This window comes from Bradyrhizobium sp. 26S5 (assembly GCF_036923295.1).
In the GTDB taxonomy this organism is placed as follows: Bacteria; Pseudomonadota; Alphaproteobacteria; order Rhizobiales; family Xanthobacteraceae; genus Bradyrhizobium; species Bradyrhizobium septentrionale.
In genome coordinates, this window is record NZ_CP145948.1 from 747,448 (window position 1) to 767,839 (window position 20,392).

General features: G+C 63.5%; 16 protein-coding genes and 1 riboswitch. Of the genes, 7 read left to right on the forward strand and 9 right to left on the reverse strand.

Going from position 1 to position 20,392, the window contains the following annotated elements; translation table 11 throughout:
- Window positions 1-106: 106 nt before the first annotated feature.
- The 8 genes from V5279_RS03440 to V5279_RS03475 all read right to left on the reverse strand — a co-directional run bounded on the left by V5279_RS03440 (window position 107) and on the right by V5279_RS03475 (window position 8,525).
- Complete coding sequence (locus tag V5279_RS03440) at window positions 107-1,336, reverse strand: ABC transporter substrate-binding protein (protein WP_166299070.1); 1,230 nt, start codon at window positions 1,334-1,336, stop codon at window positions 107-109.
- Window positions 1,337-1,562: 226 nt separating this feature from the next.
- Window positions 1,563-2,789 (reverse strand): ABC transporter substrate-binding protein, encoded by a 1,227-nt coding sequence (locus V5279_RS03445; protein WP_338695122.1) that lies wholly within the window; start codon window positions 2,787-2,789, stop codon window positions 1,563-1,565.
- Window positions 2,790-2,906: 117 nt separating this feature from the next.
- The gene (locus tag V5279_RS03450; protein ID WP_338695123.1) at window positions 2,907-4,136 is read right to left on the reverse strand and encodes an ABC transporter substrate-binding protein; all 1,230 of its coding nucleotides are present in this window, start codon (window positions 4,134-4,136) and stop codon (window positions 2,907-2,909) included.
- A gap of 29 nt (window positions 4,137-4,165) precedes the next feature.
- Window positions 4,166-5,188 carry a branched-chain amino acid ABC transporter permease gene (locus V5279_RS03455; protein WP_166211378.1) on the reverse strand — a complete coding sequence of 341 codons (1,023 nt, stop codon included), beginning with the start codon at window positions 5,186-5,188 and terminating at the stop codon, window positions 4,166-4,168.
- 2 nt (window positions 5,189-5,190) lie between these two features.
- Window positions 5,191-6,069 carry a branched-chain amino acid ABC transporter permease gene (locus V5279_RS03460; RefSeq protein WP_029077898.1) on the reverse strand — a complete coding sequence of 293 codons (879 nt, stop codon included), beginning with the start codon at window positions 6,067-6,069 and terminating at the stop codon, window positions 5,191-5,193.
- A 12-nt stretch (window positions 6,070-6,081) separates the two neighbouring features.
- Window positions 6,082-6,795 carry an ABC transporter ATP-binding protein gene (locus V5279_RS03465; protein WP_029077897.1) on the reverse strand — a complete coding sequence of 238 codons (714 nt, stop codon included), beginning with the start codon at window positions 6,793-6,795 and terminating at the stop codon, window positions 6,082-6,084.
- On the reverse strand, window positions 6,792-7,589 hold the full coding sequence (locus V5279_RS03470) for an ABC transporter ATP-binding protein (protein ID WP_338695126.1): 798 nt from the start codon (window positions 7,587-7,589) through the stop codon (window positions 6,792-6,794). The genes V5279_RS03465 and V5279_RS03470 overlap by 4 nt, the downstream gene beginning before the upstream one ends.
- 69 nt (window positions 7,590-7,658) lie before the next feature.
- Window positions 7,659-8,525 carry an IclR family transcriptional regulator gene (locus tag V5279_RS03475; RefSeq protein WP_338695128.1) on the reverse strand — a complete coding sequence of 289 codons (867 nt, stop codon included), beginning with the start codon at window positions 8,523-8,525 and terminating at the stop codon, window positions 7,659-7,661.
- Between the two features lie 161 nt (window positions 8,526-8,686).
- On the opposite strand from V5279_RS03475, the gene V5279_RS03480 reads away from it, so the two are divergent.
- From V5279_RS03480 to V5279_RS03500, 5 genes are all read left to right on the forward strand, one after another.
- Window positions 8,687-10,783: a 3-hydroxyacyl-CoA dehydrogenase NAD-binding domain-containing protein gene (locus V5279_RS03480; RefSeq protein ID WP_338695130.1), complete on the forward strand. Its 2,097-nt coding sequence runs from the start codon at window positions 8,687-8,689 to the stop codon at window positions 10,781-10,783.
- A 176-nt stretch (window positions 10,784-10,959) separates the two neighbouring features.
- On the forward strand, window positions 10,960-12,645 hold the full coding sequence (gene pimA, locus V5279_RS03485; protein WP_338695132.1) for a dicarboxylate--CoA ligase PimA: 1,686 nt from the start codon (window positions 10,960-10,962) through the stop codon (window positions 12,643-12,645).
- A 217-nt stretch (window positions 12,646-12,862) separates the two neighbouring features.
- The gene (gene pimC, locus V5279_RS03490) at window positions 12,863-14,053 is read left to right on the forward strand and encodes a pimeloyl-CoA dehydrogenase large subunit (RefSeq protein ID WP_029077892.1); all 1,191 of its coding nucleotides are present in this window, start codon (window positions 12,863-12,865) and stop codon (window positions 14,051-14,053) included.
- A gap of 194 nt (window positions 14,054-14,247) precedes the next feature.
- On the forward strand, window positions 14,248-15,393 hold the full coding sequence (gene pimD, locus V5279_RS03495; RefSeq protein WP_338695135.1) for a pimeloyl-CoA dehydrogenase small subunit: 1,146 nt from the start codon (window positions 14,248-14,250) through the stop codon (window positions 15,391-15,393).
- 136 nt (window positions 15,394-15,529) lie between these two features.
- Entirely contained in the window at window positions 15,530-16,303 is a 774-nt protein-coding gene (locus V5279_RS03500; protein ID WP_338695137.1) for an SDR family oxidoreductase, read from the forward strand.
- A gap of 173 nt (window positions 16,304-16,476) precedes the next feature.
- Here the strand turns inward: V5279_RS03500 and V5279_RS03505 are convergent, their stop codons facing one another.
- A complete protein-coding gene (locus V5279_RS03505) occupies window positions 16,477-17,670 on the reverse strand; it encodes an O-succinylhomoserine sulfhydrylase (protein ID WP_166299061.1) in 1,194 nt (397 codons plus the stop codon).
- 74 nt (window positions 17,671-17,744) lie between these two features.
- A riboswitch (SAM riboswitch) is annotated at window positions 17,745-17,824 on the reverse strand.
- A gap of 122 nt (window positions 17,825-17,946) precedes the next feature.
- Here V5279_RS03505 and V5279_RS03510 point away from each other — a divergent pair.
- Together V5279_RS03510 and V5279_RS03515 are read left to right on the forward strand one after the other, a co-directional pair.
- Window positions 17,947-19,053, forward strand: coding sequence for a 2'-deoxycytidine 5'-triphosphate deaminase (locus tag V5279_RS03510; protein WP_338695139.1), 1,107 nt, complete (start codon window positions 17,947-17,949; stop codon window positions 19,051-19,053).
- A 232-nt stretch (window positions 19,054-19,285) separates the two neighbouring features.
- Window positions 19,286-20,341: a hypothetical protein gene (locus V5279_RS03515; RefSeq protein WP_338695140.1), complete on the forward strand. Its 1,056-nt coding sequence runs from the start codon at window positions 19,286-19,288 to the stop codon at window positions 20,339-20,341.
- The last annotated feature ends 51 nt before the right edge of the window (window positions 20,342-20,392 follow it).

Consider the following 20,392-nt stretch of genomic DNA (forward strand, 5'->3'; position numbering starts at 1 on the left):
GCTCTCTTATTTGGCTGTAGTGATTAGCATTTTAGGCGGTCGGTCTCAATGAAAAGCCCCTGCGACAACGCCGCAGGGGCTCTCGTCTTTAGTCGACAATTTCGGGTTAGCCGCCGACGTCGCCGCTCAAAATTTCACCAAATCGCTCCCAGGTCTCGCCCTTGAACCGCATCAGTTGCAGTTGCGAAAGCGGCGCGAAGTCGGTCGCCGAGGTGTTGACCTTGACGCCCGGCAACAGGCCGCCGAGCTCGAGGTCGCGGATGCCGGCGGCCTGCTTCATGATGTTCTCGCGCGTCAGATTGTCGCCGCACGCCCGCAGCACGTGCTCGAGGCCCTGCGCGACGGTGTACGCGTACATCACGGACGCGTCGGCGCGGTTTGCTTCAGGGTAGTACTTATCCAGGAACTGGTTCCAGGCGATCATGCCCTTGTCGGTCTTCCACTGCGGATCGGTCGGATCCTTCAGATATTGCGACGAGATGATGTCCTGGGCGTTCTCGAAGCCCGCCGGCTTGATCACGCTGCCGATCGACGAGGAGACGTTGTTGAGGAAATGCAGCGGCTTCCAGCCGAGCTCGTTGTTCTTCTTGATGGCCTGCGCCGCGAATTTCGGCGTCGTGATGTTGAAGAATACGTCGGCGCCGGTGGCCTTGAGCCTGACGATGTGGGAATCGATGGTCGGCTCGGTCACCTCGTAGCTGTCCTCGGCGACGATCATTGAGGCGGCCTTGGCGCCGAGCCCGTCCTTGAATCCCTTCAGATAGTCCTTGCCGTAATCGTCGTTCTGGTAGAGCACCGCGATCCTGGCGTCCGGCTTGTTCTTCAGGATGTACTTCGCATAGATGATGGACTCGCTCTGGTAGTTGGGCTGCCAGCCCATGGTCCAGGGGAATTCCTTCGGGTCGTTCCACTTGGTGGCCCCGGTGGCGACGAACAGTTGCGGCACCTTCTTCTGGTTCATGTATTTCTGGATCGCCGAGTTCGGCGGCGTGCCGAGCGAATTGAAGATGATCAGCACCTCATCGCTCTCGACGAGCTTGCGCGCCTGCTCGACGGTCTTCGGCGGCGTGTAGGCGTCGTCGTAGCTGATGAAGGTGACCTTGCGGCCGTTGATGCCGCCCTCGGCGTTGACCTTGCGGAAATAGGCCTCCTCGGTCTTGCCGATCACGCCATAGGCGGAGGCTGCTCCGCTGTAGGGCATGATGTTGCCGATCTTGATCTCGGTGTCGCTGGCGCCGGTGTCGTATTTCTTCTGCGCGATGGCGGGGCTCGTGGCCGCCGCGAGCAGTGCGAGGGCAGCCGAAATGGCCCCCAATCGCAAGTGGATAGCAGGCATTTTGATCTCCCTTGGATCACCATGAATGTGTCACGATTTTTGGAATGGGAGCACTTCGCGGCCCCTCGCGACATTGAATACCTTTCGCCTGGTGCCAGCAACAGGAAGCCCCCCGCGGCGGTGCCGCGGAGGGCGTCATTTAGTCGAACGCGTTGCGAGGAAAACCTGCGTTGCTGAAGCGCCTCGCGATACACGCGAAGCGTTTGCGTTGAGGTCGTGCGTCGTCCTAGTTGCTCAGATTGCTCGAAATGATGTCACCGAACAGCTCCCACCTCTCGCCCTTGAACCGCATCAGGCGCAGCTGCTTGATCGGCGCGAAGTCGGTGGCCGAGGTGTTGATGCTGATGCCCGGCAGCAGCGTGTCGGGGACATAATCCTTCAGGCTCGCGGCCTGCTTCATGATATTGGCGCGGGTGAGATCGTCACCGCACATCTCGAGCACCTTCACCATGGTCTGCGCGGCGGCGTAACCAAAGGAGGTGGCGCCGTCGAGCTTGTTGGCGTCGGGATAATCCTTCTTGAGGAAGGCAAGGAATTTCTCCATGCCGGGATCCTTGTCCCATTGTGGGTCGGCGCCGTCCTTGAGGTAGGACGCCGACAGGATGCCCTGCGAATTCTCGAAGCCCGCCGGCTGCATCACGCCGCCGACCGAAGCCGAAACGTTGGCGACGAACTGCAGCGGCGTCCACGCGATCTCGGCCGCCTTCTTGATGGCCTGCGCCGCGAATTTCGGCGTCGTGACGCTGACGAAGGTGTCGGCGCCGGCGGCCTTCAGCTTGATGATGCGGTTGTCGATTGTGGGCTCCGACGTCTCGTAGGCCTCTTCGGCGACGATCATCGTGGCCTTGTCGCCGAAAGCGTCTTTCAGTCCCTTGAGGTAGTCCTTGCCGAAATCGTCATTCTGGTAGAGCACGCCGACCTTGGCGTCGGGCTTGTGCTTCATGATGTATTTTGCGTAGACCCGCGCCTCGTCCTGGTAGGACGGTTGCCAGCCCATGGTCCATGGATAGTTCTTGGGGTCGTTCCACTTGGAGGCGCCGGAGGCGATGAACAGCTGCGGCACCTGCTTCTCGTTCATGTACTTTCGGATCGCGGCGTTGCTTGAGGTGCCGACCGAGCCGAACACCAGCAGCACCGCGTCGTCCTCGACCAGCTTGCGCGCCTGCTCGACGGTCTTGGCCGGCGAGTAGCCGTCGTCATAGGAGATGAACGTGATCTTGCGGCCGCGGATGCCGCCGGACGCGTTGATCATCTTGAAGTAGGCCGCCTCGGTCCTGCCGATCACGCCATAGGCCGAGGCGGGTCCCGAGTACGGCACGGTGTTGCCGATCCTGATCTCGGTGTCGCTGGCGCCGGTGTCGTAGGCCTTCTGCGCCAAGGCGACATTGCAGCTCGTCAGGATCAGAGCGAATGCGGACAATAGCGCCGTCAGGGACGGGCGTACGGCAATCATGGTTTCCCCACCTCGTATTCTTGTGCCGTGTATTCAATACCATCGGCGCCGGGCGTCAACAAAAAGCCCCCGCGACGTTGATCGCGGAGGCTGTTGTTTTATTCCCGCAGTGCAGCGTTACTCGGAGGGAACGTCGCCGGAAATGATCTCGCCGAACAGTTCCCATTTCTGGCCCTTGAAGCGCTGCATCTGCAGCTGGGCGATCGGGGCGAAGTCGGTGGCCGAGGTGTTGATCTTGACGCCGGGCAGCAGGGTGTCCGGCGTAAAATCCTTCAGGCTCGCCGCCTGCTTCATGACGTTGGCGCGGGTCAGATCGTCGCCGCACATTTCGAGCACCTTGGCGAGCGTCTGCGCGGCGCCATAGCCGTAGACGACGCCGTTGTCGGTCTTGTCGACGCCCGGCATGTACTTGTCGAGGAAGGCGTTCCACTTCTTCATGCCGGGATCGTTGGCCCATTGCGGGTCGGAGCCGTCCTTGGCATAGGCGGCCGAGAGCACGCCCTGGGCGTTCTCGAAGCCGGCGGGCTGCATCACGCTGCCGACCGAGATCGCCACGTTGGTGATGATCTGCAGCGGCTTCCAGCCGAGCTCGGCGGTCTTCTTGATGGTCTGGGCGCCGAATTTCGGCGTGGTGTAGATCAGGAGCACGTCGGGATTGGCGGCCTTGATCTTGACGATATGGCCGTCGATCGACGGCTCGGAGACCTCATAGCTCTCCTCCATGATGATGCTGGAGGCCGCTTTGGCGCCGAAACCGTCCTTGGTGCCCTTGAGGTAGTCTTTGCCGAAATCGTCGTTCTGATAGAGGATCGCGACCTTGGCGTCTGGCTTCTCCCTCAACAGCCATTTGGCATAGATCTGCGCTTCGCTCTGGTAGCTGGGTTGCCAGCCGATGGTCCACGGGAAGTTCTTCGGGTCGTTCCACTTGGTAGCGCCGGTGGCGACGAACAGCTGCGGGATCTTCTTGGAGTTGAGGTACTTCTGGATCGCGGTGTTCGACGGCGTGCCGAGCGGGTTGAACACGGCGAGCACCTCGTCGCTCTCGACCAGCTTGCGCACCTGCTCGACCGCCTTCGGCGGCGAATAGGCGTCGTCATAGCTGACGAAGCTGACCTTGCGGCCGTTGATGCCACCCTGATCGTTGATCATCTTGAAGTAGGCTTCTTCGGTCTTGCCGATCACGCCATAGGCGGAGGCCGGTCCCGAATACGGCATGATGTTGCCGACCTTGATCTCGGTATCGCTTGCGCCGGTGTCATATTTCTTTTGGGCGAATGCGGCAGTGGACGTCGCAGCAACAGCGACGATCGCCGCGGAAATCGCGGCGATCCGAACGGTAGAAAGCATAATATCTCCTGGTTTGCTTCGATAGGCTGTTAGTTTTTCTTGAGCTTTGCGGCCAGCTGGTGGGCAACGATCGCAACCTGCCTGGCGCCGTGCGGCACGAGGAAGATGACGAGGAACAGCAGCACGCCGAACACAGCGCCGGAGAGGCCCTTGGAAATCCCCTCCGCGATGTTGGGCACGAAGATGATGAAGGCGCTTCCGACGATCGAGCCGGGCAGCCAGCCGACGCCGCCGACCACCATACCGAGGAACAGCGAGATCGCGAGCTGGATGGTGTAGCCGTCGGGTGCCACGAACTGCACCGCGATGGCGCCGAGACCGCCGGCAACGCCGGTGATGCCGGCCGAGACGCCGAACGCCAGCGTCTTGTAAAGCGCGACGTCGACGCCCATCGCGGAAGCCGCGATCTCGTTGTCACGGATCGCCATGAAGGCGCGGCCCGAGCGCGAGCGCAACAGGTTCACTGAAGCGATATAGATCGCGATCGTGACCACCAGCGTGAAGTAATACAGCCACATGTCCTGCCCCATCGGCAGGCCGAACGGCGCATCCGGCTTGGTGACCACGAGACCCTGCACGCCGCCGGTCCAGTGCTCGAAATAGCCCAGCTTCAGAAGCTGCGGCATCGCGGTGGCGAGCGCAAAGGTGGCGAGCGCCAGATAGACACCGGAAAGCCGCAGCGCCGGCTGGCCGAACAGGAAGCCGAAGCCGAAGCAGACGATGCCGGCGATCGGCAGCGTGAGGGCATAGTTCATGCCCACATGCTCCATCAGGATCGCCGAGGTATAGGCGCCGACGGCGTAGAACGCGCTCTGACCGAGCGAGAACTGGCCGGAGCCGCCGGTCAGGATGTTGAGCGCCATCACCGCAAGGCCGTAGATCAGAAGCATCGTCATCTGGAAGATGATGAAGTTCTTCACGAACATCGGGATCAGGATCAGCGCGGCGAGCACGACGAGCGACGTGCCATAGCCCAGCGTCATGGCGCGCTTGGGAACGGCCTCGACGGCCTGGCCTTCGGTGACGACTTCGACTTCTTCAGCGGCGCTCATGATCAAACTCGCTTCACGATGGCGCGACCGAACAGGCCTGCCGGTTTGACGACCAGGACGACAATGATCAGCGCAAGCGCGATCGGAAGTTTCAGCTCATTGCCGACGCCGGGGATGTAGGTGCCGACGAGGTTCTCGAAGATGCCGACCAGGAAGCCGCCCATCACGGCACCGAACGGGCTGGTCAGGCCGCCGAGCACGGCGGCGGCAAATCCGTAGATCAGCACGCCCAGCATCATGTTCGGCTCGAGGAACACCACCGGCGCGATCATCATGCCGGCGATTGAGCCGATCGCCGCGGCCATGCCCCAGCCCAGCGCGATCATCCACGAGGTGTTGATGCCGACCAGCCGCGCCGATTCCGGCACCGATGCGGCGGCACGCATCGCAAGACCCACCCGGGTGAAGCGGAAGAAGAAGAACAGCAGGAGCAGCATCAAGAGCGTAATGCCGATCATGCCGGCCTGGTGGGTCGAGATCAGCTGGCTGCCGAGGAACGGGGAAGAGCCGAACGGCGTCGGATACTGCTTGATGGTGAAGTCCCAGATCAGGCCGGCGACGCTGTTGATGATCGCATACAGCGCGATAAAACCGGCGACGTTGGTCAGGATCGGCGCCTTCGCCAGCGGCTTGAACAAGAGCCGCTCGATCGCAATGCCGGCGGCGAAGGAAAACGCGACGGTGAGCACGAAAGCGCCCCAATATGGCACGCCCCATTGCATCAGCTGCCAGGACACGAAGGTCGAGAACATCGCCATTTCGCCCTGGGCGAAATTCAGATGGTCGATGGCCTGGTAGATCATGACCACCGCGAGCGCCATGCAGGCATAGATCGCGCCGGTGGCGATGCCGGCCAGGACCTGGTTGGCAAAAAGCTCCATTGTGCCAGCTCCTCAGTAGCCGAGATAGGATTTGCGGACGTCTTCGTTGTTCGCGATGTCCTTGGCATTGCCCGACATCACGATCCGTCCAGTTTCGATCACATAGGCCTGGTCGGCGAGCTCGAGCGCGAGCTGCGCGTTCTGCTCGACCACCAGGATGGTCACCTTTTCCTCGCGATTGATCTTGCCGAGGATGCGGAACAGGTCGCGCACGATCAGCGGGGCGAGGCCGAATGACGGCTCGTCGAGCAGCATCAGCCGCGGCCGCAGCATCAGCGCGCGCGCCACCGCGAGCATCTGCTGCTCGCCGCCCGACAGCGTGCCGGCCTGCTGGGTGTAGCGCTGCTTCAGCACCGGGAAATGTTCGTACATCCGCTCGATGTCGGAGCCGATGGCCTGCTTGTCCGAGCGGCTGATGGCGCCGAGCTGCAGGTTTTCCTCCACCGTCATGTTGGTGAAGGTGCCGCGGCCCTGCGGCACATGGGCAATGCCGAGGCGGACCACGTTTTCAGTAGAACGGGTGCCGATCGGCTTGCCCTCGAACTCGATCGCGCCGGTCGAGCGCACCATGTTGCAGATCGCCCGCAGCGTGGTGGTCTTGCCGGCGCCGTTGGCGCCGAGCAGCGTGGTCAACGAACCCTCGTTGAGCGAGAAACTGAGGCCGTGCAAGGCCTGGACCTGACCGTAATAGGCGCGCAGGTCCTTGACGTTGAGCATCGCTGTCATTGGTCCTTGCTCCCCAGATAGGCCTTGATGACATCAGGGTCGGCCTGGACCTGGGCCGGCGTGCCTTCGGCAAGCTTGCGGCCGAAATTGAGCGCGACGACGTGGTCGGCGATCGACATCACGAGACCCATGTGATGCTCGACCAGCAACACCGTAATTTTACGGTCGTCGCGGATTTTGCGGATCAGGTCGCCGAGCACGTAGACTTCCTCGTGATTGAGGCCGCCGGCCGGCTCGTCGAGCAGCAGGATCTTCGGATCCGCGGCCAAAGCGCGCGCCAGCTCGACCCGCTTCTGGGTGCCGAAGGGAAGCCCCGAGACCACGGTGTGGGCGACGTCCTCGAGATCGAGATAGCCGAGGATGTCGTGCACCTTCTTGTTCATGTCGTGCTCGCTGCGGCGGACCCAGGCGAGGCGCAGCGAGTCGCTGACGATGTCGCTCGAGGTGCGCGCATGCGCGCCGACGCGCACATTGTCGAGCACGGACAGGTTGGGGAACAGCGCGACGTTCTGGAAGGTGCGGCCGATGCCGATCTCGGCGATCCGGTGCGGCGGGCGCGACAGGATGCTCTTGCCTTCCATCAGGATGTCGCCGGACGACGGCTGGTAGAGCCGCGACAGGCAGTTGAACAGCGTCGTCTTGCCGGCGCCGTTCGGCCCGATCAGGCCGAGGATCTGTCCATGACACATGTCGAACGACACGCCGTTCAACGCAATGATGCCGCCGAACACGACGCTGACGTCGCGAACCGCGAGCAGAGGATCATTCCCCTGCGCGAGCTGTGCCTGCGTCATCTCGTCTCGCCCGCCATCTTCGAGCGGTGCGAGCGGCCCTGCGATGTGCTTCGCCGGACGTGATGGAGGCTATCTGATCCCCTCGGCCAAACGTGCAACTTTCCCTCCTACTCTGGTCTTTTTGCTTGTTTCTTTTTTGGATTGCGGCGCCATTCCACCGAGCGCCTGCTCGATGTTCCTTACCATCGCGACAAGGCGAGGTCCAATGTCGTTGAGCAATCGATCTTCCGTGAAGCGGAATGCCGGCGCGCCGCAATTGAAAGCATAGGGGCCGGTTCCGTCGTTCAGTTTCAATGCAACGCCGGCCGCGGCGACATCATCCTGCCAGTCGCCGGTGGACAAGGTGAATCCGTACTTCGCCACCGTCTCGCCGGAGCGCTCGATGCCGTCGCGGATCTTGGCCCAGCGGCTGCCATAGTGATCTCGCAGCTCGCGTAATAAAGCCGCACGCTCCTCGGGTGGCAATGCCCAAATATAGGCACGTCCCATCGCCGTGGTTGCGATCGGCACCCTCGAGCCGACGTCGAGTTGCACGCCGAGCGCCAGGCCGTTCCGGCTCTGGCCGAAATAGATCATGCTGTGACGGTCGCGGCCGCCGACGGCGACTGCGCCGCCGGTCGCGCGCATTACCTCTTCCCGATAAGGTTCGGACAAATGCCGAACGCCGAGATTGGCGAGCGCGGCGTAGCCGAGTGCCATCGCCGACGGCGCGAGCTGGTACTTCTCGAACTTCGGTACAGGTGTAAGGTATCCCAGCTTGGTCAGCGTGTAGGTCAGCCGGGAAATCGTCGGCTTCGGTAACTTGGTGCGGGCCGCAATCTCCTGATTGCCGAGCAGCCCGTCATTGGGTTGAAATGCACGCAGGACGTCCAGTCCGCGGGAAAGCGCGACGACGAAATTGCGATCGGTCGCTGTTTTCTTCCCGGCGCGCTTCATTCCCTGACCTTGTCATGCTCGTTGACAAGGCTCGTGCTTCAAAATAACCCTCCGTGTCAAGATGTGGAATTAAATTTCGCAGTGCGAAATTGGTCTAATCGTAGCGGCTCAACGCAAGTCGTGCAGCTACTCAACACAAGAAGCATCCAGGGAGAGTCCCGGTGAGTGAAGTCGTCAAGCTCGAACGTCATGACAACATTGCAGTCGTCACGGTTAACAGCCCGCCTGTGAACGCGCTGAGCGCGGCCGTGCGCGGCGGCATCTTCGATGGCATCAAGGCCGCGATCGACGACCCGCAGGTGCAGGGCATCGTGCTGACCTGCGCCGGCCGCACCTTCATCGCCGGCGCCGACATCACCGAATTCGGCAAGCCGCCGAAGCCGCCCGGGCTCGCCGAAGTGCTGAGCCTGATGGAAAGCTCGCCGAAGCCGATCGTTGCCGCGATCCACGGCACCGCGCTCGGCGGCGGTCTCGAGGTCGCGCTGGCCTGCCACTATCGCGTTGCCACCAAGGACGCCAAGCTCGGCCTGCCCGAGGTGAAACTCGGCCTGCTGCCGGGCGCCGGCGGCACCCAGCGGCTGCCGCGCGCGGTCGGTCCCGAGCTCGCGGTCAAGATGATCGTCGGCGGCGATCCGATCAGCGCCGAGGTGGCGCTCAAGAACGGCCTGATCGAGGAGATCGTGGAAGGCCCGGCGTCCGGCGGTGAGGCATTTGCGCGCAAGCTGGTCGCCGAGAAGCGTCCGCTGCGCAAGCTGCGTGATGACGACAGCAAGCTCGCCGCGGCCAGGGCCGATCGTTCGATCTTCACCAATGCGGTCGCCGCGCTGACCAAGAAGGCGCGCGGCCTCGAGGCGCCGTTCGCTGCCGCCGACGCCGTCGGTGCTGCGATCGACCTGCCGTTCGATGAAGGCCTGAAGAAGGAGCGCGAGGGCTTCCTGAAGCTGATGAACGGCGACCAGTCCAAGGCGCAGCGTTATGCCTTCTTCGCCGAGCGTGAAGCCGCCAAGATCTCCGGTGTTCCCGAGGGCACCAAGGGCCGCAATGTGGCGCGCGTCGCCATCCTCGGCGCCGGTACCATGGGCGGCGGCATCGCGATGTCGTTCGCCAATGCCGGCATCCCGGTCACCCTGGTCGAGACCGGCGAGGAGCAGCTGAAGCGCGGCCTGGGCATCATGCAGAAGAACTATGAGGCGACCGCCGCGCGCGGTGGCATCCCGGCGGACGCGCCCGCCAAGCGCATGGCCCTGATCAACGGCGTCGTCGGTATCGAGAACGTCGGGGATGCTGACCTGGTTATCGAGGCGGTGTTCGAGACCATGGCGGTCAAGAAGGAAGTGTTCGGCAAGCTCGATCAGTACGCCAAGCCGGGCGCGGTGCTGGCCTCCAACACCTCCTATCTCAACATCGACGAGATCGCGCAATCGACCAAGCGTCCGCAGGACGTGCTCGGCATGCACTTCTTCTCGCCGGCCAACGTCATGAAGCTGTGCGAGATCGTGCGCGCCGACAAGACCGCGCCGGACGCGCTGGTCACCGCCGTCTCGATCGCCCGCAAGATCGCCAAGGTGCCGGCCGTGGTCGGCGTCTGTGACGGCTTCGTCGGCAATCGCATGCTGGCGCAGCGCGGCAAGCAGTCCGAGAAGCTGCTGTTCGAAGGCGCGCTGCCGCAGCAGGTCGACGCCGTGGTAACGAAGTTCGGCATGCCGATGGGCCCGTTCGCGATGGGCGATCTCGCCGGTCTCGATATCGGCTGGCGCTCGCGCAAGGACCGCGGCATCAAGTCGGAGATCGCGGACGCGCTCTGCGAAGCCGGCCGTTTCGGCCAGAAGACCGGCAAGGGCTACTACAAGTATGAGCAGGGCTCGCGCGCGGCGCTGCCCGATCCGGAGGTCGAGAAGCTGATCGACGAAACGCTGTTGCGCCTCGGCCGCAAGAAGCGCGTCGTCAGCGACGACGAGATCCTCGAGCGCATGATGTACCCGATGATCAACGAGGGTGCGAAGATCCTCGCCGAAGGCATCGCGGCCCGGCCGTCCGACATCGACGTGGTGTGGCTCTATGGCTATGGCTGGCCGATCTATCGCGGCGGCCCGATGTTCTGGGCCGACACCGTCGGCCTGAAGCACATCGCCGATCGGCTGGCCTTCTACGCCAAGGAGACCAACGATCCATCGCTCGAGCCGGCGCCGCTGCTCAAGAAGCTCGCCGATGAGGGCAAGACCTTCGCCTCGCTCGCCGCAGCGTCGAAGGCGGCGTGATCGTCTTCGACGACGCGAAGGCGGTGACAGGGTTCCCTCCCCCCTTGCGGAGGAGGGTTAGGGAGAGGGATGGCGGCATCGGGACTGCCCGAGTGGTACCCCTTCCCCCAACCCCTCCCCGCAAGGGGGAGGGGAGCCCGTGCGCCGGTGCTCACCTTACGAAAGCGAAGACGTTCATGACCTATCCCGGCGAACAATATTATCCCAACGGCGTGCAGTGGAGCGACGAGATCGCGCGCGGCACGCTGCCGGACCTGCTCTCGAATGCGGCCGCGGAGTTCGGCGCGCGTCCGGTGCTGGAATTCCGGGAACGCCAGATCGGCTACGGCGAACTGGAAACCCTGGTCGAGACCGCCGCCGCCGCCTTCATGCGGGCCGGCTACGGCAAGGGCACGTCGGTCGCATTGTTTCTCGGCAACTCGCCCGATCATCCGATCAATTTCTTCGGCGCGCTGAAGGCCGGCGCTCGCGTCGTGCATCTGTCGCCGCTCGACGGCGAGATCGCGCTGTCGCACAAGCTGTCCGATTCAGGCGCGCGCGTGCTGGTCACCAGCAACCTCTCGGCGCTGTTGCCGACCGCGCTGAAATTCCTCGCCAAGGGTCTGCTCGACCGGCTCATCGTTTGCGAGGATGATAATTGGGGCAAGGTCGGCACGCCGCAGACTGCGTTGCCGGACAATCCCGCCATCATCACCCACCGCCAGTTCATCGACGGCGCGACCAGGCCGGCGCAATGGCCCGCGGTCGACGTCGAGGACGTTGCGCTGCTGCAATACACCGGCGGCACCACCGGCCTGCCCAAGGGCGCCATGCTGAGCCACGGCAATCTCACCGCGGCGGTGTCGATCTACGACGTCTGGGGCAAGCCGGGACGGCTGGAACGCAATGCGATCGAGCGCGTGATCTGCGTGCTGCCGCTTTTTCATATCTATGCACTGACCGTCGTGCTGCTGTCGGCGATCCGGCGCGGCCATCTGATCTCGCTGCATCAACGCTTCGACGTCGAGGCGGTGATGCGCGACATTGAGGTCAAGCGCGCGACGGTGTTTCCCGGCGTGCCGACGATGTGGATCGCGATCGCCTCGCTTCCCGATCTCGACAAGCGCGATCTCTCCTCGCTGGTGGTCGCCGGCTCCGGCGGCGCGCCGCTGCCGGTCGAAGTCGCAAAAGTCTTCGAGCGCCGCGTCGGCATGAAGCTGAAGAGCGGCTGGGGCATGACCGAGACCTGCTCGCCCGGCACCGGCCATCCCAAGGAAGGGCCGGAGAAGCCGGGCTCGATCGGGCTGATGCTGCCCGGCATCGAGATGGACGTGGTGTCGCTGGAGGATTCCACCAGGGTGATGCCGGTCGGCGAGGTCGGCGAAATCCGCATCCGCGGCCCGAACGTCACCAAGGGCTACTGGAACCGGCCCGCGGAAACCGCCGAGGCCTTTGTCGGCGACCGCTTCCTCACCGGCGACATCGGCTACATGGACGCCGACGGCTATTTCTATCTGGTCGACCGCAAGAAGGACATGATCATCTCCGGCGGCTTCAACGTCTATCCGCAGATGATCGAGCAGGCGATCTACACCCATCCCGCCGTGCAGGAAGTGATCGTGATCGGCATCGTTGATGACTACCGCGGCGAGGCGGCAAAAGCCTTCATCAAGCTGCGCGATGGGCAGCCAGCGTTCTCCGTCGACGAGCTGCGCGCGTTCCTCACCGGCAAATTGGGCAAGCATGAACTGCCGGCTGCGGTCGAGTTTGTCGCCGAGCTGCCGCGTACCCCGGTTGGCAAGTTGTCGCGTCACGAATTGCGCCAGCAACAGCCGAAGACATCGCAACCTCAACAACAGACTGCATCAGGACCCCGCTCATGACGGACGCAGTCATCGCGCCTGTTCGAGGTGTTGTAGTAATTTCGTCGTCCCGGCCAAGCGAAGCGCGAGCCGGGACCCATACGCCGCGGCCTTCGCAAGAGGCACAAGCGGCAGCCGGCTTTGCCAGTTGCGATGGCCGGTGGTTATGGGTCCCTGCTTTCGCAGGGACGACAGCGAGAGAGTTAGAAGGGTAATTCAACTTTCAAAGGAGGATCCGATGGATCTCGCTTTCACCAAGGAAGAGATAGCGTTTCGCGAGGAGGTGCGGGAGTTCTTCAAGAACAACGTGCCGCCGGAGACAAGGCGCAAGCTGCAGGAAGGCCGCCATCTGTCGAAGGACGAGATGGTGACCTGGTGGCGCATCCTCAACAAGAAGGGCTGGGGCGTCACCCACTGGCCGAAGGAATATGGCGGCACCGGCTGGACCACCGTGCAGCACTACATCTTCAACGAGGAGCTGCAGTCCTATCCGGCGCCGCAGCCGCTCGCCTTCGGCGTCAGCATGGTCGGCCCGGTGATCTACACCTTCGGCAACGAAGCGCAGAAGAAGCAGTATCTGCCGCGCATCGCCAGTGTCGACGACTGGTGGTGCCAGGGCTTTTCGGAGCCGGGCTCGGGTTCGGACCTCGCGTCGCTGAAGACCAAGGCCGAGCGCAAGGGCGACAAGTGGATCATCAACGGCCAGAAGACCTGGACCACGCTGGCCCAGCACGCCGACATGATCTTCTGCCTTTGCCGCACCGACAACAATGCGAAGAAGCAGATGGGCATCTCCTTCATCGTGTTCAGCATGAAGTCGAAGGGCGTCACCGTGCGCCCGATCCAGACCATCGACGGCGGCGTTGAGGTCAACGAAGTGTTCTTTGACGACGTCGAGGTGCCTTACGAGAACCTGATCGGCGAGGAGAACAAGGGCTGGGATTACGCAAAATTCCTGCTCGGCAATGAGCGCACCGGCATCGCCCGGGTCGGCGTATCGAAGGAGCGGCTGCGCCGCATCCGCGCGCTGGCCTCCAAGGTCGAGGCCGGCGGCCGCCCGGTGATCGAGGATCCGGCGTTCCGCGAAAAGCTCACCGCGTGCGAGATCGAGCTGAAGGCGCTCGAGCTCACCCAGCTCCGCGTCGTCGCCGATGAGGGCAAGCACGGCAAGGGCAAGCCCAATCCGGCGTCTTCGGTGCTCAAGATCAAGGGCTCGGAAATCCAGCAGACCACCACCGAGCTCCTGATGGAGATCATCGGTCCGTTCGCCGCGCCCTATGATGAGCACGGCGATGCCGGCTCGAACGAGAGCATGGATTGGACCGCGCAGATCGCGCCGAGCTACTTCAACAACCGCAAGGTTTCGATCTACGGCGGCTCCAACGAGATCCAGCGCAACATCATCAGCAAGGCGGTGTTGGGGCTGTAGTTTCCTCTCCCTCTCCCCGCGCTTGCGGGGAGAGGGTTGGGGTGAGGGGCATCTCTCCGAGCAACGACTGTCGAGAGACCTGTACCCCCTCACCCGGATCGCATCTGACGATGCGATCCGACCTCTCCCCGCAAGCGGGGCGAGGTGAAGAGGGCCTCGGTTTCGGTAACGGCTATTGGTTTAAGGGAACGAACATGGATTTTGATCTGTCCGAGGAGCAGCGGCTTCTCAAGGAAAGCGTCGACGGGCTCCTCAGCGATGCCTACGACTTCGATGCGCGCAAGAAGTACATGAAGGAGAAGGGCGGTTGGAGCAAAGCCCTCTGGGGCAAGCTCGCCGAGCAGGGCCTGCTCGGTCTGCCGTTCGCGGAGACCGACGGTGGCTTCGGCGCCGGCGCGGTCGAGACCATGATCGTGATGGAGGCGCTCGGCAAGGCGCTGGTGGTCGAGCCCTATCTCGCCACCGTCGTGGTCGCCGGCGGCTTCCTGCGCCATGGCGGCTCGGCCGAGCAGAAGGCCAAGTACATCCCCGGCATCATCGACGGCAGCAGGACCTTCGGCTTTGCGCAGCTTGAGAAGAACTCGCGCTACGACCTCTTTGACGTCGTGACGACCGCGAAGAAAAAGGGCAACGGCTGGGTGATCGACGGCGAGAAGTTCGTCGTGCTCAACGGCGAGAACGCCGACACGCTGATCGTGACCGCGCGTACCAAGGGCGGCCAGCGCGACAAGACCGGCATCGGCGTGTTCCTGGTATCGGCGGACGCCAAGGGTGTCACCCGCAAGGGCTATCCGACCCAGGACGGCCTGCACGCGGCTGACATCACCTTCACCAATGTCGAGGTCGGTGCGGACGCTGTGATCGGCGATCCCGAGAACGGCCTGCCCCTGATCGAGCGCGTGGCGGACGAAGCCCGCATTGCGCTGTGCGCGGAAGCCGTTGGTGCGATGGACGAGTCGCTGAAGGAGACCGTCGAGTACATCAAGACCCGCAAGCAGTTCGGCGTTGCGATCGGCTCGTTCCAGAGCCTGCAGCACCGCGCCGCCGACATGTTCGTGGCGCTGGAGCAGGCCCGCAGCATGTCGATGTTCGCGACCATGGCGGCGGACTTCGACGATGCCAAGGAGCGTTCGTCCGCGGTCGCGGCCGCCAAGGTGCAGGTCGGCAAATCCTTGAAGTTCGTCGGCCAGCAGTCGATCCAGCTCCATGGCGGCATCGGCATGACCATGGAGGCCAAGATCGGCCACTACTTCAAGCGGCTGACTATGATCGAGAACACGCTCGGTGACACCGACTACCACCTCCGTCGCGTCAGCGAGGGCGGCGGGCTGCTGGGTTGATCGCACGGCATCTACGTCAAGATCGTCATGCCCGGCCTTGTGCCGGGCATCCACGTCTTGGCTGCAAACATAAGACGTGGATGGCCGGGACAAGCCCGGCCATGACGGAGCAAGAACAAACAGGGAGGCAACAACAATGAAAAACACCCCGTTCGATCTCACCGGCCAGGTCGCGGTCGTCACCGGCTCGAGCCGCGGCATCGGCCGCTCCTCGGCGGAGCTGCTGGCAAAGCTCGGCGCCAAGGTCGTGATCTCCTCGCGCAAGGCGGATGCCTGCGAGGAAGTTGCCGACGGCATCAAGAAGGCGGGCGGTGATGCGCTCGTCATCCCCTGCAACATTTCACGCCGCAACGAGGTCGAGGCGCTGGTCTCGGGCACGATCAAGCACTACGGCAAGATCGACATCCTGGTCTGCAACGCCGCGGTGAACCCCTATTACGGCCCGCTGCTCGACATCACCGACGAGGCCTTCGACAAGATCATGGGCTCCAACGTCAAGAGCAACATCTGGCTGTCCGCGCTGGCGATCCCGCAGATGGCCGAACGCGGCAAGGGCTCGGTCGTGATCATCTCCTCGATCGGCGGCCTGCGCGGCTCGACCGTGATCGGCGCCTACGGCATCTCCAAGGCAGCGGATTTTGCGCTGTGCCGCAGCCTCGCCGGCGAATGGGGCCCGAAGGGCGTGCGGGTCAATTGCGTGGCGCCGGGCCTGGTGAAGACCGATTTCGCCCGCGCGCTATGGGAGGACCCGGATAATCTGAAGCGCCGCACTGCGTCGACGCCGCTCCGCCGCATAGGCGAGCCCGATGAGATCGCAGGCGCGGTGGCCTATCTTGCCTCGGATGCGTCGACCTTCATGACCGGCCAGACCATTGTGGTCGATGGCGGCGTGACGACGGCGGCGACGTAGCAGCAGACTGGCTTCACCTCTCCCGCTTGCGGGGGAGGTCGCATCGCATCGGAGATGCGATGCGGGTGGGGGCTCTCTCCACGGAATGAATCGTGGAGAGAGCCCCCACCCCGACCCTCCCCCGCAAGCGGGAGAGGGAGCAGAGCTCTCTCGAGGGCTTCTCTGTTAGCCCCTCAAACCTGCTCCAGCGCCCGCACAAAATCCTCGATCAGATCGTCGGGATGCTCCAGGCCCGCCGAGAAGCGAATAAAACCTTCGCTGATGCCGAGCTCGGCGCGGGCTTCCGGCGCCAGGCGCTGATGCGTCGTGGTCGCGGGGTGCGTGACGAGGCTCTTGGCGTCGCCGAGATTGTTGGAGATGCGCGAGATCTTCAGCGCATTGAGGCAGCGGAAAGCACCGGCCTTGCCGTCCTTCACCTCGAAGCCGACCAGCGTCGAACCGGCGCCCATCTGCTTCTTCACCGTCTCGGCCTGCGGATGATCGGCGCGGCCGGGATAAACCAGTCGCGTGACCTTCGGATGCTTGGCCAGCGCGTCGGCGATCTTCGCCGCGTTTTCGGTCTGGGCGCGGACCCGGACGGGAAGCGTCTCGAGACCCTTCAGCAGCACCCAGGCGTTGAACGGCGACAGCGACGGACCGGTCTGGCGCATGAAATTATGGATATGCTCGGCGATGAAGGCTTCCGACGACAGGATGATGCCGCCGAGGCAGCGGCCCTGGCCGTCGATATGCTTGGTCGCGGAATAGACCACGACGTCGGCGCCGAGCGACAGTGGGCTCTGCCAGATCGGCGTGGCAAACACATTGTCGACGATCAGCCGGGCGCCGCCGCTATGCGCGATCTCAGCGATTGCCGCGATATCGAGCACGTCGAGCGTCGGATTGGTCGGGCTCTCCAGGAAGAAGGTTTTCGTATTCGGCCGCAACGCGCGCTGCCACTGGTCGAGATCGAGGCCGTCAACCAGCGTCGTCTCGATGCCGTAGCGCGGCAGCAGGTCCTGCACGACATAGAGGCACGAGCCGAACAGCGCCTTCGACGCCACCACGTGGTCGCCGGCCTTCAGCGGCGCGAGGATCGCGGTGGTTACCGCGGCCATGCCGGTCGCGGTCGAGCGCGCGGCTTCGGCGCCCTCGAGCTCGATCATGCGGCGCTCGAACATCGCAATGGTCGGATTAGAATAGCGCGAATAGATGAAGCCGGGGTCCTGGCCCTTGAAGCGCGCCTCGCATTGCTCGGCGCTGTCGTAGACATAGCCCTGGGTGAGAAACAGCCCTTCCGACGTCTCCCCGAATTGCGAGCGCAGCGTGCCGCCATGGACGAGGCGGGTTTCGGGACGAAAGCGGGCGGTAGCGTTGGATTCAGACATGTGACCTCCGAGGTGGCCATTCCAAAGAAAATGGCCACAAAAAAACCGGCCTGGAGAAACCTCCACAAGCCGGGATCACACTGTCCCCGGCCTGTTTAGCGACTTATTTAACGTGGCTGCAAGCCGGCCGGCTCAAATCACCACGGGATAAGTGCAGCTGATATTCCCTCGCGCCCTTTCCGTCAAGACGGTCATCGGATAACCCGTAAAAGCCCATATATTGGGGCTTGATGGCCGCTCAGAGGTTGATTTTGGGCCATCCCGAGGGACCGCGCCGTGTCGTTCACGCTGGAAGATGAATCCAACGGAATTCTGCCCGACCGCATGATCGCGGAGATGGCGGAGGCCGGCCTCATTCTGCCCGCCTACGACTTTGTCGAGAGCCAGATCCAGCCGGCGAGCCTCGATCTCCGCCTCGGCGACATCGCCTTTCGGGTGCGGGCAAGCTTCCTGCCGGGGCCCGACGCCACCGTCGCCGAGCGGATCGACCAGCTGAAGCTGCACGAGATCGATCTCTCCGACGGGGCGGTGCTGGAGACCAATTGCGTCTACATCGCCCCGCTGCTGGAAAGCCTGGCGTTGCCGCCGGAGATTGTGGCCGCGGCCAACCCGAAGAGCTCGACTGGACGGCTCGACGTCTTCACCCGCGTGATCGCCGACGGCACCCGCCGCTTCGACATGATCGGCGCCGGCTATCACGGCCCGCTCTATGCCGAGATCAGCCCGAAGACGTTTCCCGTGCTGCTGCGCGAGGGCTCCCGCCTCAGCCAGGTCCGTTTCCGGATCGGCGAGGCGACCTTGACGGCCGACGAGCTCGACGCGCTGCACGCCGCTGAGCGGCTGGTCGACGCCGACAATGCCGATCTCACCCACGGCGTTGCGCTGTCGGTCGATCTCTCCGGCGAGAGCTCGGGTGGCTTTGTCGGCTATCGCGCCAAGCGCCACACCGGCGTCGTCGATGTCGATCGCCGCGGCGGCTATGCGGTCGACGACTTCTGGGAGCCGATCAAGGCGCGCTCCGACGGCAGCCTCATTCTCGATCCCGGCGAGTTCTACATCCTGGCTTCGAAAGAGGCCGTGCAGGTGCCGCCGGACTACGCCGCGGAGATGGTGCCGTTCGATCCGCTGGTCGGCGAATTCCGCGTCCACTATGCCGGCTTCTTCGATCCCGGTTTCGGCTATGCCGGCGCCGGCGGCAAGGGCGCGCGCGCCGTGCTGGAAGTGCGCTCGCGCGAGGTGCCGTTCATTCTCGAGCACGGCCAGATCGTCGGCCGTCTCGTCTATGAGCGCATGCTCGAGCGCCCCGATGCGCTCTACGGCCAGCGCATCGGCTCAAATTATCAAGCGCAGGGCCTGAAGCTCTCAAAGCATTTTCGCGTGTAATTCCGTAGCCCGGATATCGGGTCGCGAAGCAAGACCATCTTGCAATCATTCTTCGCTGTCATTCCCCGCGAAAGCGGGGAATCCAGTACGCCGTGGCCCTTCGATCGACAACGACCGTCTCTGGAATACTGGATCGCCCGATCAAGTCGGGCGATGACACCGCGCTTGGGTTTGGTTGCGTCGTCATGCTGACGATGACACACTCCACCAAAACAAGAGATCGGGAGTGAACATGAGCGCCGCAACAGATTCAGCGCAGCAGGAAGCGCAATGGCGGAGATGGCGCAGCGTCGCCGATCTCTATCATGCCTTCTTCACCGGGCTGATCCTCACCGTGGTGACGCGGCGCGGCACGGCTGATGCTGCCGAATTCGTCTTCCGCGTGTTTCGCCGCCAGCAGCAGGAGCGCTTCCTGCCCGGCTTGAAGAAGCTCGGCCTCGATGGCCTGCCGCCCGCGGTCGCGGCCGCGCAATATCACTATCTCTCGAACTGGATCGGCGGCGTGCATGTCGAATACATGTACGAAACCGATCGCAAGGCCTGGATCCGCTATCCGCCGCCGCGCTGGATCTGGAAGGGCACGGCGATCTGCGGCGTGCCCGGCGAGGTCTCGCGCGCGATGCTGCGCGGCTGGCACGCCAACAACGGGGTTGCGCTCGGCGATCTCCGGCTCGGCTTCGTCTGCACCAAGCAGAGCGTCGACGGCCAGGACGGGCTCGAAGGTTACTATTGCGAGTACGATCATCCGCTCGAGCTCGACCAGCGCCTGGTGTTCGCGCGTCATCTCGAAGCGCCGTTGTTCGATTCCAGAACCGCGCCGGCGCTGCCGGTCGGCAGCTGGCCAAAACCGCGGCTGGAAAAGGCCTATCGCAACTACGCGATGGAATATGTGAAGACGGCCGCGCCCGTCATGGTGCAGGTGTTCGGCCCGGAGGATGCCAGCTATCTGCTGCACCTGACCGGCAAGCTGATTGGCATGCAGTATTACGACGAGGTTGCGCAGGCGCTCGGCGGCAGCCGTGGCCGTGCTGCGGAATTTGCCGCATTCCTGCGCGTCCTGTTCGAGTCGCAAGACGATGTCGCTGACATCAGCGAGTCCGAAGGCCAGTTCGAGATCCGCCAACAGGGCTGGAAGCTGATGGCTGATGTGGCCGATGATCACCCGGCCTGCGCCAGCGTCCTGACGGGCCTGTTCGAGGGGCTGGCCGCCGGGTGCGGGCGGCATATTCCTGTCCATCTGAAGCCGAATGGCGCAGCCGGCGCGCCGTTGGTCTGGTCGATCGGCTAGCGCCAAGGTTCATCAGCGTTCACCTGCAATCCCGCAGGCCCCCCTTGCGTC